At 57.9% G+C, this 16,400-nt stretch carries 15 protein-coding genes; 6 read left to right on the plus strand and 9 right to left on the minus strand.

The window, feature by feature from the left end; all coding sequences use genetic code 11:
- Positions 1-57 precede the first annotated feature (57 nt).
- Together QRN55_RS09105 and QRN55_RS09110 are read left to right on the plus strand one after the other, a co-directional pair.
- A complete protein-coding gene (locus QRN55_RS09105) occupies positions 58-567 on the plus strand; it encodes a hypothetical protein (RefSeq protein ID WP_284776468.1) in 510 nt (169 codons plus the stop codon).
- Positions 568-697: 130 nt separating this feature from the next.
- Positions 698-1,366 (plus strand): DUF502 domain-containing protein, encoded by a 669-nt coding sequence (locus tag QRN55_RS09110; RefSeq protein WP_045229030.1) that lies wholly within the window; start codon positions 698-700, stop codon positions 1,364-1,366.
- Positions 1,367-1,369: 3 nt separating this feature from the next.
- Here QRN55_RS09110 and QRN55_RS09115 read toward each other — a convergent pair whose 3' ends face one another.
- Positions 1,370-1,630, minus strand: coding sequence for a hypothetical protein (locus tag QRN55_RS09115; RefSeq protein ID WP_284776469.1), 261 nt, complete (start codon positions 1,628-1,630; stop codon positions 1,370-1,372).
- A 5-nt stretch (positions 1,631-1,635) separates the two neighbouring features.
- Positions 1,636-3,741, minus strand: a complete 2,106-nt coding sequence (recG, locus tag QRN55_RS09120; RefSeq protein ID WP_284776631.1) for an ATP-dependent DNA helicase RecG — start codon at positions 3,739-3,741, stop codon at positions 1,636-1,638.
- 170 nt (positions 3,742-3,911) lie between these two features.
- Here recG and QRN55_RS09125 point away from each other — a divergent pair, with 170 nt between their 5' ends.
- The 3 genes from QRN55_RS09125 (at position 3,912) to QRN55_RS09135 (ending at position 8,182) form a co-directional block, all read left to right on the plus strand.
- Positions 3,912-4,229, plus strand: coding sequence for a succinate dehydrogenase assembly factor 2 (locus QRN55_RS09125; RefSeq protein WP_284776470.1), 318 nt, complete (start codon positions 3,912-3,914; stop codon positions 4,227-4,229).
- Complete coding sequence (gene mfd, locus QRN55_RS09130) at positions 4,226-7,723, plus strand: transcription-repair coupling factor (RefSeq protein ID WP_284776471.1); 3,498 nt, start codon at positions 4,226-4,228, stop codon at positions 7,721-7,723. Before QRN55_RS09125 ends, mfd begins: the two co-directional genes overlap by 4 nt.
- Before the next feature lie 132 nt (positions 7,724-7,855).
- Positions 7,856-8,182: a hypothetical protein gene (locus QRN55_RS09135; protein ID WP_284776472.1), complete on the plus strand. Its 327-nt coding sequence runs from the start codon at positions 7,856-7,858 to the stop codon at positions 8,180-8,182.
- Between the two features lie 20 nt (positions 8,183-8,202).
- On the opposite strand, the gene QRN55_RS09140 is transcribed toward QRN55_RS09135, so the two are convergent.
- The 3 genes from QRN55_RS09140 to QRN55_RS09150 all read right to left on the minus strand — a co-directional run bounded on the left by QRN55_RS09140 (position 8,203) and on the right by QRN55_RS09150 (position 11,796).
- Complete coding sequence (locus QRN55_RS09140) at positions 8,203-9,147, minus strand: DMT family transporter (protein WP_284776473.1); 945 nt, start codon at positions 9,145-9,147, stop codon at positions 8,203-8,205.
- Positions 9,148-9,202: 55 nt separating this feature from the next.
- Entirely contained in the window at positions 9,203-9,874 is a 672-nt protein-coding gene (locus QRN55_RS09145) for a DsbA family oxidoreductase (RefSeq protein ID WP_233121315.1), read from the minus strand.
- A 95-nt stretch (positions 9,875-9,969) separates the two neighbouring features.
- Entirely contained in the window at positions 9,970-11,796 is a 1,827-nt protein-coding gene (locus QRN55_RS09150; RefSeq protein WP_284776474.1) for an extracellular solute-binding protein, read from the minus strand.
- Positions 11,797-12,120: 324 nt separating this feature from the next.
- Between QRN55_RS09150 and QRN55_RS09155 the strand changes: the two genes are divergently transcribed.
- Positions 12,121-12,777: an invasion associated locus B family protein gene (locus tag QRN55_RS09155; protein ID WP_045229040.1), complete on the plus strand. Its 657-nt coding sequence runs from the start codon at positions 12,121-12,123 to the stop codon at positions 12,775-12,777.
- Between the two features lie 73 nt (positions 12,778-12,850).
- Here the strand turns inward: QRN55_RS09155 and hspQ are convergent, their stop codons facing one another.
- From hspQ to QRN55_RS09175, 4 genes are all read right to left on the minus strand, one after another.
- Positions 12,851-13,180 (minus strand): heat shock protein HspQ, encoded by a 330-nt coding sequence (gene hspQ / locus QRN55_RS09160; RefSeq protein WP_111838054.1) that lies wholly within the window; start codon positions 13,178-13,180, stop codon positions 12,851-12,853.
- A 79-nt stretch (positions 13,181-13,259) separates the two neighbouring features.
- Entirely contained in the window at positions 13,260-14,177 is a 918-nt protein-coding gene (locus tag QRN55_RS09165) for a DMT family transporter (protein WP_284776475.1), read from the minus strand.
- A 286-nt stretch (positions 14,178-14,463) separates the two neighbouring features.
- Positions 14,464-15,873, minus strand: coding sequence for a type I glutamate--ammonia ligase (gene glnA, locus QRN55_RS09170; RefSeq protein ID WP_111838056.1), 1,410 nt, complete (start codon positions 15,871-15,873; stop codon positions 14,464-14,466).
- A 64-nt stretch (positions 15,874-15,937) separates the two neighbouring features.
- Positions 15,938-16,276, minus strand: a complete 339-nt coding sequence (locus QRN55_RS09175) for a P-II family nitrogen regulator (protein WP_007753933.1) — start codon at positions 16,274-16,276, stop codon at positions 15,938-15,940.
- Between the last annotated feature and the right edge of the window lie 124 nt (positions 16,277-16,400).

Consider the following 16,400-nt stretch of genomic DNA (forward strand, 5'->3'; position numbering starts at 1 on the left):
TTGTGTTTTTACTGTGCTTGTGAAATCCTCAACGTCGTCACTTGATGTTGAGGGTTCATGTTCAATCACAGCTGGTTAACACGGTTTCTTGCGCTCTCCATGATCGGTGGTTCCGCCGTCGCCCTCTGCTTTTTAGCGCTGACGGTACATCAAAAAATCAATGAGGGCGCTTACGATGCTGTAGCCGTTTTCGTCACGATTGTTTTGCTCTTTTTGTGGTCTCTATATGTCGGCTACCGCTTCATCAGAGGAGACGCTTGGGCCTACCGTTGGGTTCTGGGGTTATTCGTAACCCAAATACCGATCGTTGCTTGGGGCCCGGTTGAAATGCGTTGGTCCACGGGGTTCGAAATACCGGTGATACTCAATGGCGTGCAGGAAAAGTTACTTTATCTTACATATCACGCCAATATCGGCTTTGAAGCGGGCTTTGTCTTCGGAGGATCGGTCGAGGAAACAGCCGTTGGCATCAACGTCTTTGCTCTCATTGCCAGCATCGTGCTTTTCCGTGCCCGAAAACGCGTTCTTTCAACAGATGGGGAGCACATAGAGGCGTCGGCGCAATAGCGCGATCGGCAAAGCTTTCATGCGCTGAGCTTGTGTAACCGATAATTCACTTGAAACACGGAACAGGTCTGGTCATTGTCCGTTCAAGAAAGTCTTCATCTCTTGAAGTTTCTCGAATGTATGCGGATTCATGACCGAAATTCCCGTCAAAATTTCCTTTGCAACGCGCTTGCGCAACAGCTTCCTGACAGGCGTGCTCATCCTTGCACCTGTGACCATCACCATGTGGCTGGTCTGGACCTTCCTGCAATGGGTGGACAGTTGGGTTAAGCCCTATATTCCGGCGCGTTACGATCCCGAACAATATTTCGATGTCGCCATTCCCGGTTTTGGTCTTCTGGTGGCGGTCATCGGCATTACGCTGATCGGTTTTCTCGGCAACAACCTCATCGGCAAATGGATCGTCGGCTTTGGCGAGTCGGTGCTCAACCATATGCCTTTCGTCCGGCCCATCTACAAAAGCATCAAGCAGCTTTTCGAATCGGTTCTGAAGGAACATTCCAGCTCGTTCAAAAAGGTCGGCCTCATCGAGTTTCCATCACCCGGCACATGGGCCATGGTTTTCGTGGCGTCGGATGCCAAGGGCGAACTGGCCTATCGCTTCAACGAAATAGGTCAGGAGATGGTGGCGGTGTTTCTTCCGCCAACGCCGGTGCCGACAGCGGGCTTTCTGCTTTTCGTGCCCAAAGACAAGATCATTATGCTGGATATGTCACCGGAAGACGGCGCAAAGCTGTTGATCTCTGGCGGTCTCGTCGCTCCGGATTTCGAACTGCCGAAGGCGATTGCGCCGGTTTGACGATCAATCGTCGTCAAAAACCTCGCCACCAGCTGTCGAGGTTGAATGAAACACCGGCACGAACACGCGCATATAGACGAAGCGCACGCTCCATCCTTTTTCCTGCGCGTCTGCCCATGCCTTCTTGCGCCCCGGCTTCTTGAAATTCTTCCCGATGGCTTTCTTTTCGCTTTTGGCGAAAGTCTCCGGCAGCAGCAGGTTGTCTGGTGAGCAAAGGGCGTAGCCCTTGCTGAAGGCGGCTGGCGGTAGGAGCATGTCATTCATGGTCGTTAGCCTGCATGGAGGAAACGGATCGCTTCGTCACGGCGATGGAGATAGAGCAGGGTGCGCAGATTGCGGCCTCGCTCGCTTGATAGTTCCGGGTCGCGCTCGATCATATAGGCGGCGTCCTTGCGGGCGATTTCGAGAAGGTCGGCGTGGGCTTCTAGGCTGGCGATGCGGAATCCGGGTGTGCCGGATTGGCGGGTTCCCAGAAGCTCGCCTTCGCCCCGCAGCTTCAAATCCTCTTCGGCAATCAGGAACCCATCTTCGCTATCGCGCAGAATGGACAGGCGTGCCTTGCCGTTTTCACTGAGCGGTCCCTTGTAGAGCAGAATGCAGGTGGATGCCTCGTCGCCACGGCCCACGCGCCCGCGCAGCTGGTGCAGCTGGGCAAGGCCGAAATTTTCTGCGTGCTCGATGACCATGATCGTCGCATCCGGCACGTCGACGCCGACTTCGACCACGGTCGTTGCCACCAACAGGCGGGTTTCGCCGGTTTTGAAGGCGAGCATCGCAGCGTCCTTCTCTGGGCCGCTCATGCGGCCATGGATGAGGCCGATGTCTGCGCCCAGTGACTTCGCGAGAACGGCATGGCGCTCTTCAGCGGACATCAGATCGGATTCCTCCGATTCTTCCACGAGCGGGCAAATCCAGTAGGCTTTCTTGCCTTCGGACAGCGCACTTTTCAGCCGTGCCACGATATCGCCGATGCGCTCGGTGGGGATCGTCACGGTCGTGATGGGTTTGCGGCCAGCCGGTTTTTCGGTCAGCTTGGAAACATCCATATCCCCGAAGGCTGCCAGAACCAGCGTGCGGGGAATGGGCGTCGCCGTCATGACCAGCATATGCGGCGAGATGCCCTTGGCGGTCAGCCGCAGGCGCTGATGCACGCCAAAGCGATGCTGCTCATCCACCACAGCCAGCACGAGGTTCTTATAGTTCACGCTATCCTGAAACAGCGCGTGGGTGCCGATGATGATCTGCGCTTCACCCGACGCGATGCGCTCCTCGATCTCGCGGCGTTCCTTGCCCTTGGTGCGGCCCGTCAGAACCTCGCAGGAAATGCCAGCGGTGGCGGCGAATTTCGAGATCGTCGCGAAATGTTGACGTGCGAGAATTTCGGTGGGGGCCATCAGCACGGCCTGGCCGCCAGCCTCGACGGCGGTGGCCATCGCCATCAGCGCCACCAGCGTCTTGCCCGCGCCGACATCGCCCTGCAACAGACGCAACATGCGGTCTTCGCCGGCCATATCGGTCAGAATGTCCTTCACGGCAGCACTTTGGCTCGCCGTCATCGAAAACGGCAGGTTGGCCAGAATTCTGGCGGCGAAATCGCCCTTGGCACGGATGGGTTGGCCGGTGACCTTGCGCAGCCTTTGACGCACAAGCGCCAGCGAAAGCTGACCTGCCAGAAACTCGTCATAGGCGAGGCGGCGGCGGGCAGGGGCCTGCGCGTCGATATCGGCCTCATCCCGCGGATCGTGCAGATCGCGAAAGGCATCGGCCACATGCGGAAAGCTTTCACGTGCCGCCAGTGCCTCATCAATCCACTCGGGAAAAACCGGCATTTTGGTGAGAGCGCCATCGATGGCACGTCTCAGAACCTTGGGCGAAAGCCCTGCCGTCAATGGGTAGACCGGCTCGACCAGCGGCAGGTTTTCGGCCTCCGAAACCTTCACCATGAAATCCGGATGCACCATGGAGGCACGACCGTTGAACCAGTCGATCTTGCCGCTGACCATTACCTCCTCGTCCACCGGCAATGCCTTGGACAGCCAGTCCCCCTTGGCACGGAAGAAGGTCAGCGCCAGTTCGCCCGTCTCATCATGCAGAAAGACGCGGTAGGGCGCGGAGCGATTGCCCGGCGGTGCGGGCTGGTGGCGGTCCACACGTCCCTGAATGGTGACAATGGCGCCCTGCGGTGCATGCGCGATGCCGGGTCGGTTGCGCCGGTCGATGATGTTGTAGGGCGCGTGAAAAAGCAGGTCGACAACGCGGCTTTCCTCGACGCTGTCCCGGCCCAAAAGCTTCGCCAGCAAATCGGCAAGCTTGGGCCCTACGCCGGTCAGCGTGGCGACGGTAGCAAACAGCGGATCGAGCAGGGCGGGGCGCATGGCGAGCAAAATCGTGGAAGGGCGGGCGCAATGCAAGAGCGTCACGGCGATAAACTCGGTTTATCACCGGCAGATTTTCCGGCCTGTGGCGATATTTGCGTAAAAAGCGGTTCCCAATCGTTCCTGTCCTGTTCTATAGGAAAGGCCAAGTCAACAAACGGGTGAATGCGATGACAGGACTGGTACGCACGAGCGCCGACCTCGATCCGAGGCGCAGGCGGATTCTTTATCGGTGCTGGCATCGCGGTATCAGGGAAATGGACCTTGTTCTCGGCCAGTTTGCGGAAGAGAACATTGCCGATCTCTCGGATGAGCAGTTGGACGAGCTTGAAATCATCATGAATGAGGAGGATCAGGACCTCGTGCAGATGGTGACGGGCGCGCAGGCCGTTCCTGAAAAATTCCAGACGCCGTTGTTCATGACGATCATTTCCTACCGCCCGGATTTCGATCTGGTCACTGCCCAGAACGGACACAGCCTAAAATGATAGCCGGATTCGATGTCAGGCTGGTGGCATCGGCCGATACGCCGTTGACCATTGGCAACGTGCCCTCCGGCACGGAAGCCTTTTTGCTCGCGGATTTGGCGCGGCAGGGCACCCCCGTGGCCTATGTGCTCTCCGATGGTCAGCGCGTGGCCGATCTGGAGCAGATGCTGGGCTTCGTTGCACCTGACATTCCGGTTCTGACATTGCCCGCCTGGGACTGCCTGCCCTATGACCGCGTCTCGCCCAGCGCGCATGTCTCGGCGCGCCGTCTTGCGACGCTCTCCGGCCTCATCCACCATCAGAAAAAACCGCATCCGGCCATCGTACTCGTCACCGTCAATGCCATGCTGCAAAAGATGGCACCGCGCGATGTGATCGAGAGCCTGGCTTTCTCGGCCAAGCCCGGCAACCAGATCCGCATGGACGACATTGCCGCCCGGCTGGAGCGCAACGGCTTCGACCGTGTGGCGACGGTGCGCGAGGTGGGCGAATTTGCCGTGCGCGGCGGCATTCTCGATGTGTTCGTTCCCGGCACGGAAGAGCCGGTGCGGCTGGATTTCTTCGGCGATACGCTGGAAAGCATCCGCACTTTCGATCCTGCCAGCCAGCGCACCATCGGCCAGGCGCGTTCGCTCGATCTGAACCCGATGAGCGAAGTGACGCTGACACCAGATACGATCAGCCGTTTCCGCAAGAACTATCTTTCGCTGTTTGGCGCGGCGACACGGGATGACGCGCTGTATCAGGCCGTGTCCGAGGGACGTCGTTATGCCGGTATGGAGCATTGGCTGCCGCTGTTTTACGAGCATCTGGAAACGGCCTTCGATTATCTCAAGGGCTTCCGCATCGTTACCGACCACACGGCGCGTGAGGCTGCCGTCGAACGCTCCAAGCTGGTGCATGATTATTTCGAGGCACGGCAGCAATCCGGCCAGACGAAAGGCGCAACGCAGGGCGCGCCCTACAAGCCCGTCTCGCCCAGCCAGATTTATCTCGGCGGCAAGAGCTTCGATGAGGCGTTGAATGCCGTCAACGCGGTACGCCTGACGCCGTTCAACGAGCAGGATTCCAAGGACAAGCCGGTCGCCACGCTGGACGCCCATGTCGGTCCGCGCTGGGCAAAATCGCAGACGGAAAGTGAAAGCGAAGAGCGCGTTAACGTGTTTACGCTGGCCGTCAAGCACATTGCCGAGCGGCGCTCCAAGGGCTGGAAGGTTCTGATAACAGGCTGGTCGGAAGGGTCGCTCGACCGGCTGTTGCAGGTGTTGAACGAGCATGGGCTTGAGAACATCAAGACCATCCAGTCGTTCAAGGAAGTCGAAAAGCTCGGCAAGGGCGAGGCTGCGGCAGCGGTGCTCAGCCTTGAGGCCGGGTTTGAAACCGGCAATCTCGCCGTCATCGGTGAACAGGATATTCTCGGCGACCGCATGGTGCGCCGTTCCAAGCGCCGCAAGCGCGGTGCGGATTTCATCTCGGAAGTCGCCGGTCTGGACGAAGGGTCGCTCGTCGTTCACGCCGAACACGGTATCGGGCGCTTCGTCGGTCTTCGCACCATCGAGGCTGCGGGTGCGCCGCGTGATTGCTTGGAACTGCACTATGCCGATGAAGCCAAGCTGTTCCTGCCGGTCGAAAATATCGATCTTCTCTCGCGCTACGGCTCGGATGCGGCGGAAGCCAATCTCGACAAGCTGGGTGGCGGCGCATGGCAGATGCGCAAAGCCAAGCTCAAGAAGCGCCTGCTGGATATGGCGGGTGATCTCATCCGTATTGCAGCGGCGCGCATGGTGCGCCACGCGCCGACCCTGATTACGCCAGATGGTCTCTATGACGAATTTGCTGCCCGTTTCCCCTATGACGAGACGGAAGATCAGCTCAACGCCATCGAATCCGTGCGCGAAGATTTGGGTGCCGGTCGTCCGATGGACCGCCTGATCTGCGGTGACGTCGGCTTCGGCAAGACGGAAGTGGCGCTTCGTGCCGCCTTCCTTGCGGCCATGAATGGCGTGCAGGTAGCCGTCGTTGTGCCGACCACGCTCTTGGCGCGCCAGCATTTCCGCACCTTCTCCGAACGCTTCCGTGGCTTGCCCATCCGCGTACAACAGGCCTCCCGCCTTGTTGGCACAAAGGAACTGGCGCTGACCAAGAAGGAAGTGGCCGAGGGCAAAACGGATATCGTCGTTGGCACCCATGCGCTGCTCGGCGCTGGTATCAATTTCGCCAATCTCGGCCTGCTCATCATCGATGAGGAACAGCATTTTGGCGTGAAGCACAAAGAGCGGCTGAAAGAGCTGAAGAGCGATGTGCATGTGCTGACACTGTCGGCCACGCCCATTCCGCGCACGCTTCAGCTTGCCATGACGGGCGTTCGGGAACTGTCGCTGATCACCACGGCGCCGGTGGATCGCATGGCGGTGCGTACCTTCATTTCTCCGTTCGATGCGCTGGTCATCCGCGAAACGCTGATGCGTGAGCATTATCGCGGTGGCCAGAGTTTCTATGTTTGCCCACGCCTGGCTGATTTGGCTGATATTCACGCCTTCCTGCAATCCGATGTGCCGGAACTGAAGGTTGCCGTGGCCCACGGCCAGATGGCGGCGGGTGAGCTGGAAGACATCATGAATGCCTTCTATGACGGCAAATATGACGTGCTGCTTTCCACGACCATCGTTGAATCCGGGCTGGATGTGCCGACAGCCAACACGCTGATCGTCCACCGTGCCGATATGTTCGGCCTTGCGCAGCTTTACCAGCTGCGCGGTCGCGTCGGGCGTTCCAAGGTTCGCGCTTTTGCGCTGTTCACGCTGCCGGTCAACAAGGTGCTGACGACAATGGCGGAGCGCCGTCTGAAGGTCCTGCAATCGCTCGATACGCTCGGCGCGGGCTTCCAGCTTGCCAGCCATGATTTGGATATTCGCGGCGCTGGCAATCTGCTGGGCGAAGAACAGTCCGGTCACATCAAGGAAGTCGGTTTCGAGCTTTACCAGCAGATGTTGGAAGAGGCCGTGGCCGAAGTGAAGGGCGAAGACGATGTGATCGACAGCGCCTGGTCGCCGCAGATTTCTGTCGGTACATCGGTCATGATCCCGGAAAATTACGTTCCGGATTTGCACTTGCGCATGGGCCTTTACCGTCGCCTCGGCGAGTTGACCGATCTGAACGAAATCGATGGCTTCGGCGCCGAGATGATCGACCGCTTCGGGCCGCTGCCCAAGGAAGTGCAGCACCTGCTCAAGATCGTCTACGTCAAGTCGCTGTGCCGCACGGCCAATGTCGAGAAGCTGGATGCCGGTCCGAAGGGCGTCGTCGTGCAGTTCCGCAACAAGGAATTCCCGAATCCGGCGGCACTCGTCGGCTACATCGCCAAGCAGGGCTCCATGGCGAAGATCAGGCCTGACCACAGCGTGTTCCTCACCCGCGATCTGCCAACGCCGGAGAAGCGTCTGGCGGGTGCGGCCATGGTGATGACGCAGCTGGCGGAACTGGCGAAATCCTGACGAAATGAAAGTCGCCGTTTCTTACGGCGATTTAATCAAACGGACATCTGGCCGTAGGATTGGGAGGCATAGTCTTGGCTTTATCGGCACGGCACTGTTTCGCCTGATGCCGTTGAACGAAGGAGCAGGACTATGTTGACCACCATGAACAGGTTTGTCACCGCTGGTCTGGTTGCTTTGACAATTGCGGGCACCACAATTGCCACCACCAGCCAGGCAGAAGCACGTAACAATTTCGGACGCGGATTTGGCGCGGGTATCGCCGGAGCCGTCGTTGGCGGTGCGTTGATTGCGGGCGCGCGCAACTATTATGGCCCGCCAGCCTATAGCTATACACCCGTTTACAGCCAGCCCGTTTACGGTCCACCTGTCGTCTATGAGCCCGCTTATCACCGCTGCCATCTGGCATGGCGTCAGGATGGTTACGGCGACATGTATCGCGTGCGTGTCTGCAATTGATGGAGCCGGGGACGGGCTGATCAGTCCGTCTTAGCCTCATCACTCTCCGGTGTCATCGCGACGGCAACATTCTGGTCTGCCGCCGCAATCGATGTTGGAAGAGCGACATGTCGCTGCCGCTCGCGGATGAGCGTGATCAGGCCTGAGCCGATGATGAGGGCGATGCCCACCAGCATCCAGCCATCGACACCATCACCAAAAATCAGATAGCCGAACAGAATGGCCCACAGCATCTGGCTGTATTGCGTGGGGCCAATGACCGCAGCAGGTGCGTATTTCGCCGCATACATGACCAGCACGTTGGCGACAGCACCGAGAAGGCCGTAACCCGCCAGAAACATCCATTGCTGCGCATTGGGCGGTGTGAATGATGATGTCATCGCCACACCGCAAATCACCAGCGTTCCCAGCAAACCCGCACCATAAAGCGATATGTTCTTTTCCGATGGCCCCATGGCGCGGAAGATGACGATGGAAATCGCACCGCAAAGACCGGCAACGATGGCTGCGAAATGGCCGGTCGATAGCTCGCGAAAACCGGGCCGCAAAATCACCAGAACACCGGCAAAGCCGATAATGACGGCGGACCAACGTTTGATGCCGACCTGTTCCTTCAGGAACAGAACCGACATGATGGTGACGAAGGCGGGCAGCAGGAAAATGAGGGCGAAGGCTTCTGCCATCGAAAGATGCGTGAAAGCGGTCACCGAGGTGATGGCGCCGAGGCCGGATGACACGAAACGCAACAACCACAGTGGGCGGTTGGTGGTGCGCACGATATCGCGCCAGTCGTCATTGCGCTTGCGAATGAAGGGCAGGGCGCAGAGCCCGAACAGCGCGCCGAAAAAGGCGGATTGAATGGGCGACAATTGCCCTTCGATGAGCTTCACGCTCGCATCGCTCCAGGCATAGGCCGCAAAGGCTGCGAATGCGAGCAGAATGCCCTTCAACGTGCTATCGGACACGGAAACACCTGAAAATATTAGGGGCCGGAAATCGACAGCGGGGAGGCGCTGACGATCAGTTCATTGCCCTATGCTCTTCCAGCTTCATTCTGGCAATATCCCGCAGTGCATTAATCAGCACTTCCTTGCTTTGCGCACCGCTGACCGCGTATTTCTGGTCGAGAATGAAGAAGGGAACGCCCGAAACACCCATCTGCTGAGCCGCGTCGATTTCCGCAACGACCGTGTCCTTGTCCGCGTCAGACGCGAGCAGCTTCTCCACGACTTCGCGGTTCATCCCGGCCTTTTCACCGATATCGGCCAGCACGGTGTGGTCACCGATGTTCAGGCCTTCCTCGAAGTTGGCGCGGAACAGTTCGTTCACGACCTTGTCCTGAAACTCCCGTCCCTCGGCATGGGCCCAGAGCGACAGGCGGTGGGCATCCAGCGTGTTAGGGCCAACCTTGATGGCGTCGAAATCGAAGGCGATGCCAACTTCCTTGCCAAGCTGCGTCAGCATCTCGTGCGCCTGTTCGACCTTGTCTTTGCCGCCCAGCTTCTTTTCAAGTTCGGCCTTCTGGTCCACGCCCTCAGGCGGATAATCCGGGTTCAGGCGGTAGGGACGCCAGTTCACGTCGACGCTGACCTCATCCAGGATTTCAGCCAGCGCCAGATCGAGCCGCGCCTTGCCGAGATAGCACCACGGGCAGACCATGTCCGAGACGACGTCGATAACAATGCGTTGCATGGTGCTTCCCTTTCAGAGCCGAAAATATCCGCTTCATCTAGGGGCGTTGCCACGCTCGCGCAAGGCGTTACCTCAAGAGAACCATGTCGCGCGCCTCATTGAGCGCGCGCATCCCACCATGTGCTTTTCTGGTTGCCCAGAAGCGGTGTGGCCTCGGGCCGCTCGATATATTTCCACCGCGCCACCCACTGCGCGCCGATATAATAGAGCGGAATGATGTAGTGGCCTGCGGTGAGCAGCCGGTCATAGGCGCGCACGGCCGCTTGAAAATCCTCGGTCGAGCGCGCCTGCAACAGCGCCTCCAGCATACGGTCCACGTCAGGATCGGCCACGCCCGCATAGTTGAAGCTGCCATTGGCATCGCGCGAATCAGAGCCCCAGCGGTTGAGCTGTTCTGCTCCCGGCGACAGCGAGGACGGCAGCGAGCGGATGATCATGTCATAGTCGAAACTGTTGGAGCGGGCCTGATATTGCCCGTCATCGACGGAGCGGATGGCCATATCGACGCCGATGAGGCGCAGCGACCGCTGATAGGCCAGCGCAATGCGCTCCTGTGCGGGGTTTTGCGTCATGATCTCGAAGGCCAGCGGGCGGCCCTTGGCATCCGACATCTTGCCGCTTTTGATCGTGTAACCGGCCTCTTTCAGCCTATCGACGGCGAGTTTCAGCACCTTGCGGTCGGCACCGGAACCATCGGTGACGGGCATGGCGTAGGTGCCAGCCAGCAATGCAGGCGGAAGTTTCTTGGCGGCATCGCCCAGCAGTGCAAGTTCACGTGCATCCGCCGCGTTGCCGAAGGCACCGAGCGCCGAATTCTGCCAATAGCTTTGCGTCCGCTGGAAGGCACCGCCCAGAATGTTGCGGTTCATCCACTCGAAATCGAGCGCATAGGACAGACCTTCACGTACTTTCTCATCGGCAAAGATGGCGCGTCGTGTGTTGAAGACGAGGCCGAACATGCCCGATGGCAAGCGCGATTCGAAAACGTCGCGGGCAATATCACCGCGATGCACGGCCGGGAAATTGTAAGCCTGACCCCAATGTGATGAGTCGGCTGAACCATTGATGGCATCGCCTTCGGGGTAGATGTCGATATCGCCCTTCTTGAAGGCCTCGAACATGGTTGTGACCTGAAGGAAATAGAGAATGCTGATCTCGTCGTAATTATCAGAGCCGACCTTAGACGGGACATTCTTGCCCCAGTAATCAGGGTTACGCTCCCACACCACACGCTCTCCGGGGCGCAGGGTTTTGATTCGGTATGGGCCAGAGCCGACCACGGGGCCAAGGCCGCCTTGCTCGAATGTCGCCTGATCGATGGCGTGCTTCGGCAGGATCGGCGTCGAGGATGCCAGGATGAGCGGCGTTTCGCGGTTGGCATTTTCGTTGAAGGTGAAGCGCACGCCGTGGTCGCCGATCTTCTCCATCTTCGCTACGCCGTTGAGGCGACTGTTGAAAGGCGGGCGGCCCTTTTCCTTCAAAAGATTGAAGGTGAAGATCACATCCTCGGGCGTAACAGGCTGACCGTCCTGCCATTTGGCTTTCGGATTGATGTTGAACTGGATGTAGGTTCGGTCGTCATCCCATTCGGCGGTTTCCGCCAGCAGGCCGTAGAGCGAGAAGGGTTCGTCGTTGGACCGCTGCATCAGCGGCTCGTAGAGCAGATTGCCGAATTCCGGGTCCCACACGCCGCGTGCGGTGGTGCGCATGCCCTTTAGAACAAAGGGATTGAGGCTATCAAAGGTGCCGACGACGCCGTAGGAAATGCGACCGCCTTTTTTTACGTCCGGCTTCACATAGGGAAAGTTCTTATAGTCGGCGGGCAGGGCGACCGTGCCATGCATCGAAATCCCGTGGAGTGGTTCCGCCATCGCCAGACCTGAAAAAAGAAGGGCGGGGATGAACGCCAAAAGGCTTCGCATGGTAATTGTCCTGTCGCATTCGGGCTGTCTCATCACGGCATTGCTACGTTGGCCAAACGCCGCCCGTCTTGTATTGATTCCCGCGGGAATGTATCACACACGACTATGTCAGGCATCCGGCGACGGAAAATCTGTCGGGGCTCAAGAAAAGTTGAAAGAAGTGCTGGATATCGCACTCAACGGGATGTAACAGGGTTGCCGAAACCGTCGGGTCACGCATTTGCCTCATTTAAACGACAGTGGAACGGGCAGACGGATACCGATGATGTTGAGCAGTTCGTCCCGTTCTGCTTCGCATAAGAAAATTCAGGAGACGGAACTCTTATGATGCAATTCGCAAACACATTTACCCGCGCAGGCTTGTCTGCTCTCGTTCTTTCGCTGGGTGCCGTGTCTGCACCAGCCGTATCGCAGGCTCAGCAGGCTGCTCCTGCCGCAGGTGGTGCCGGTGCGCCTCCGCTTGGCTGGTTCAAGACTTGCAGCAAGCAGGAAGACAATGATGTTTGCGTCGTGCAGAACGTTGTTCTCGCCCAGAACGGCCAGATGATCACGGCTGTCGGCCTCATCAGCGTCGAAGGCAAGGTCAACCGCAAGCTGCTTCAGGTTTCGGTTCCAACTGCACGCCTGCTGCCTCCTGGCGTCATGATGCAGATCGATGGTGCCAAGGGTCAGAAGCTCGATTACGCTGTCTGCCTTCCAGACAAGTGCACGGCTGAAGTGCCTTTGACGGATGCGATGATCGCCAGCATGAAGAAGGGCACGGAAATCGTGTTCACCTCCATTAACTTCCGTCGCGCGCCAAACCCGATCAAGATCGCTCTCAGCGGCTTCACCGGTGCTTATGACGGCCAGCCGATCACGCAGTCGCAGCTTGCTGAAAGCCAGCGTTCCCTCCAAGAAGGCATGCAGAAGAAGGCTGAAGAGGCTCGCAAGAAGCTCGAAGCCGCTCAGGACGCTGCAAAGTCCAAGCCTGCCAACTAAGATATTCGACGTTAAAAAAACCGGCCTGGGATTTCAGGCCGGTTTTTTGTTGTTCAGATTTAAGGTCTGAGCGTCAGTGCGTCATCGCTGATTTCGCCCGCAACACACCATTGGGAGTGGTGTCGAAAATGCGGGAAAGATTGGGGTTGCGCAGCGGCTGGTCGCTTTCATCGTGCACCAGATTCTGCTCGGAGACGTAGGCGACATATTCCGTGTCGTCGTTTTCCGCCAGCAGGTGGTAGAAGGGCTGGTCACGTTCTGGACGGATTTCCGCAGGAATTGCGTTCCACCACTCCTCGGTGTTCGCATATTCCGGGTCTACGTCGAATACCACACCGCGGAACGGAAACACCCTGTGACGAACAACTTCGCCAATCGTGAATTTTGCGTCTCTTTGTTTCATGGCATGCACATCCTTTCCCCATACCATTTGGGGTACGAATGAAAAATATCAAGATATTTGGTGGTCAAGCGCCATTTTGTTACTTCAGCTTGCCAAAGGGGGCCGTTGCCAGCACTACGCCGCCCGTTACCAATACGATACCGACCGCATGATAATGTTCGAAGCTCTCACCCAGAAACGCGACAGCCATGACGATTGACACCGGTGGCATCATATAAAGCGTAATACCCGCTGTTGCCGGCCCGAAGACCCGCACCGTGTGGGTAAAGCAGTAGAACGCGGACACTGACGCAAAAACAATGATCCCGCCGATTTTCCCCCATGCGGAAAGCGAAGAGGGCAGCATGCCGCCATAGGCTAATTCCATGGCCGCCGGTGGCAATAGCACAAGCGCGCCAGACAATGCGATGACCGCGAACAAACTGAGCGACGCCATGTCTCTGGCCGCAGGGTCTCGCAGCAGCAGGGAGTAAATGGCAAACGAAATCGATGCGACGAGAATGGCGAGATCACCGAGATTGAAATCGAGGTGCAGAAGCTGCGAGGCATCACCTTTCAGCACGATGGCCGCCACACCTGCAAAAGCGATGACCATGCCGACAATCTCCAGCCGCCGGATTGCGCGACCGTAGAGTATGCGCTGGATCAGAATGATGAACAGCGACGATGTCGTATAGATCAGCGTGCCATTGGCCGCCGATGTCAGGGTGAGGCCCCAGTAGACGACCCCTCCGCAAATACCCATGCCGAGGAAGCCCAGCACAAGCCACAGCACTGTTTTCGTGCGGATAAAACGCAGGCAGGCCCGCCAGTCCCGGATGATGAAGGGCGCGACGAACAGCACCGAAAAGAACCAGCGCAGAAAGGCGGTGACGAAAGGTGAAACCTCACCAATGACGCCGCGTCCGAAAATGACGTTGCTGGAAAAGAAGAACGGTACGGCGAGGAAAATCAACCAGTCACGCAGGTGAGGGGTGGTGTCGGTGGCTGCGGTCATGGGGCTTTCCGGTATGCGTATTATTGATTTCGGGCTGTCGGTCATTGATGACAGTGGGTGTGGCTTACCCCCTCTGTCCTGCCGGACATCTCCCCCTCAGGTGGGGAGATCGGCTCGTGGTTGGCTCTCGGCCATCTCTTACGTCGAGATGAAGCGAGTTCGTGCGCCCAGCCAATCTCCCCCCCTTGAGGGGGAGATGTCCGGTAGGACAGAGGGGGGTAAAGCCACACCCACCATACCTAACGGCAAAAGAAAAAGGCGCCCCGAGAGGCGCCTTTTCCGGCCATTACGCCGAATAGTACATGTCGAACTCGACAGGATGCGGGGTCATTTCGTAGCGCATGACTTCGTGCATCTTCAGTTCGATGAAGGCATCGATCTGGTCGTCATCGAACACGCCGCCAGCCGTCAGGAACTTGCGGTCCTTGTCGAGGCTGTCGAGGGCTTCACGCAGCGAGGCGCAGACGGTTGGGATCTTCTTCAGTTCCTTTGCAGGAAGATCGTAGAGATCCTTGTCCATTGGCTTGCCCGGATGGATCTTGTTCTTGATGCCATCGAGACCGGCCATCAGCATCGCGGCAAAGCCGAGATACGGGTTCTGGGCCGGGTCGGGGAAGCGAACCTCGACGCGCTTTGCCTTCGGGTTGGAGCCGAACGGAATACGGCAGGATGCAGAGCGGTTGCGGGCAGAATAGGCCAGCAGAACCGGTGCTTCGTAACCTGGAACCAGACGCTTGTAGGAGTTGGTTGTGGGGTTCGTGAAAGCGTTGATTGCCTTGGCATGCTTGATGATGCCGCCGATGTAGTAGAGGCAAGTCTCGGACAGGCCTGCATATTCGTCGCCAGCGAAGGTCGGCTTGCCGCCCTTCCAGATGGACTGGTGAACGTGCATGCCGGAGCCGTTGTCGCCGTAGATCGGCTTCGGCATAAAGGTTGCCGTCTTGCCGTAAGCATTGGCAACCTGATGCACGACATATTTGTAGATCTGCATCTTGTCGGCGCTCGAAACCATGGTGTCGAACTTCACGCCCAGCTCGTGTTGTGCGGAAGCGACTTCATGGTGGTGCTTTTCAACGACCACGCCCATTTCGCCGAGAACCGTCAGCATTTCAGAACGCATGTCCTGAAGGCTATCGACCGGAGGAACCGGGAAGTAACCGCCCTTGACGCGCGGACGGTGGCCCAGGTTGCCGGTTTCGTAGTCTGTGTCGTCGTTGGATGGCAGCTCGGACGAGTCCAGCTTGAAGCCTGTATTGTACGGGTCAGCCTTGTACTTCACGTCGTCGAAGACGAAGAATTCCGGCTCTGGGCCAACGAAAATCGTGTCGCCGATTCCGGACGCCTTCAGGTAGGCTTCGGCCTTCTTGGCCGTGCCGCGTGGGTCGCGGTTGTAGGACTCGCCGGAGACAGGATCGAGAATGTCACAGATGATGACCATGGTGGACTGGGCGAAGAACGGGTCCATGTGAACCGTTCCCGTGTCGGGCATCAGCACCATGTCGGACTCGTTGATGGCCTTCCAGCCGCCGATGGAGGAGCCGTCGAACATGACGCCATCGGCGAACATGTCTTCGTCCACGCAGGCGACGTCCATCGTCACATGCTGCAACTTGCCCTTGGGATCGGTAAAGCGCAGGTCGACGAACTTTACGTCGTTGTCCTTGATCTGCTTCAGAATATCGTTTGCGGTCGTCATTTTAAACTTTTCCTTGAGTGTAATGATGACAAGGTTAAGCCCCTGTTTTACGGGCCCAGTCTTTTTATATGGCGTCTACGCCTGTCTCACCCGTACGGATACGAATGACCTCTTCCACGTTGGAAACGAAAATCTTTCCATCGCCGATGCGGCCGGTCTGGGCTGCGTTGCGAATGGCTTCGATAACGGCATCCGCGTTTTCATCCGCGAGCACGACCTCGACTTTTACCTTGGGCAAAAAGTCGACGACATATTCCGCGCCGCGATAGAGTTCCGTATGGCCTTTTTGACGACCAAAGCCCTTGGCTTCTGTAACCGTTATTCCCTGAAGTCCGACTTCCTGAAGGGCTTCCTTCACTTCGTCGAGCTTGAAAGGCTTAATGATCGCTTCGATCTTTTTCATGAGAAAATATCTCTCCGCTTCTCCCGTTCAAGCGGTCTTTCCGCTCTGCCACAAGAATGCACGTATCGTGCCAGATCGGAAGCCGCTTTGAATAAAAAAACTTCAAAAAAACTGTCCGCCACGC

The sequence above is a fragment of the Agrobacterium sp. lyk4-40-TYG-31 genome, assembly GCF_030209855.1.
GTDB lineage: Bacteria > Pseudomonadota > Alphaproteobacteria > Rhizobiales > Rhizobiaceae > Agrobacterium > Agrobacterium vaccinii.

Excerpts from the sequence above, each read along its gene's own strand:
- QRN55_RS09105 (WP_284776468.1), top strand. The coding sequence starts at position 58 with ATGTTCAATCACAGCTGGTTAACACGGTTTCTTGCGCTCTCCATGATC.
- QRN55_RS09110 (WP_045229030.1), top strand. The coding sequence starts at position 698 with ATGACCGAAATTCCCGTCAAAATTTCCTTTGCAACGCGCTTGCGCAAC.
- QRN55_RS09115 (WP_284776469.1), bottom strand. The coding sequence starts at position 1,630 with ATGAATGACATGCTCCTACCGCCAGCCGCCTTCAGCAAGGGCTACGCC.
- recG (WP_284776631.1), bottom strand. The coding sequence starts at position 3,741 with ATGCGCCCCGCCCTGCTCGATCCGCTGTTTGCTACCGTCGCCACGCTG.
- QRN55_RS09125 (WP_284776470.1), top strand. The coding sequence starts at position 3,912 with ATGACAGGACTGGTACGCACGAGCGCCGACCTCGATCCGAGGCGCAGG.
- mfd (WP_284776471.1), top strand. The coding sequence starts at position 4,226 with ATGATAGCCGGATTCGATGTCAGGCTGGTGGCATCGGCCGATACGCCG.
- QRN55_RS09135 (WP_284776472.1), top strand. The coding sequence starts at position 7,856 with ATGTTGACCACCATGAACAGGTTTGTCACCGCTGGTCTGGTTGCTTTG.
- QRN55_RS09145 (WP_233121315.1), bottom strand. The coding sequence starts at position 9,874 with ATGCAACGCATTGTTATCGACGTCGTCTCGGACATGGTCTGCCCGTGG.
- QRN55_RS09150 (WP_284776474.1), bottom strand. The coding sequence starts at position 11,796 with ATGCGAAGCCTTTTGGCGTTCATCCCCGCCCTTCTTTTTTCAGGTCTG.
- QRN55_RS09155 (WP_045229040.1), top strand. The coding sequence starts at position 12,121 with ATGATGCAATTCGCAAACACATTTACCCGCGCAGGCTTGTCTGCTCTC.
- hspQ (WP_111838054.1), bottom strand. The coding sequence starts at position 13,180 with ATGAAACAAAGAGACGCAAAATTCACGATTGGCGAAGTTGTTCGTCAC.
- QRN55_RS09165 (WP_284776475.1), bottom strand. The coding sequence starts at position 14,177 with ATGACCGCAGCCACCGACACCACCCCTCACCTGCGTGACTGGTTGATT.
- glnA (WP_111838056.1), bottom strand. The coding sequence starts at position 15,873 with ATGACGACCGCAAACGATATTCTGAAGCAGATCAAGGACAACGACGTA.
- QRN55_RS09175 (WP_007753933.1), bottom strand. The coding sequence starts at position 16,276 with ATGAAAAAGATCGAAGCGATCATTAAGCCTTTCAAGCTCGACGAAGTG.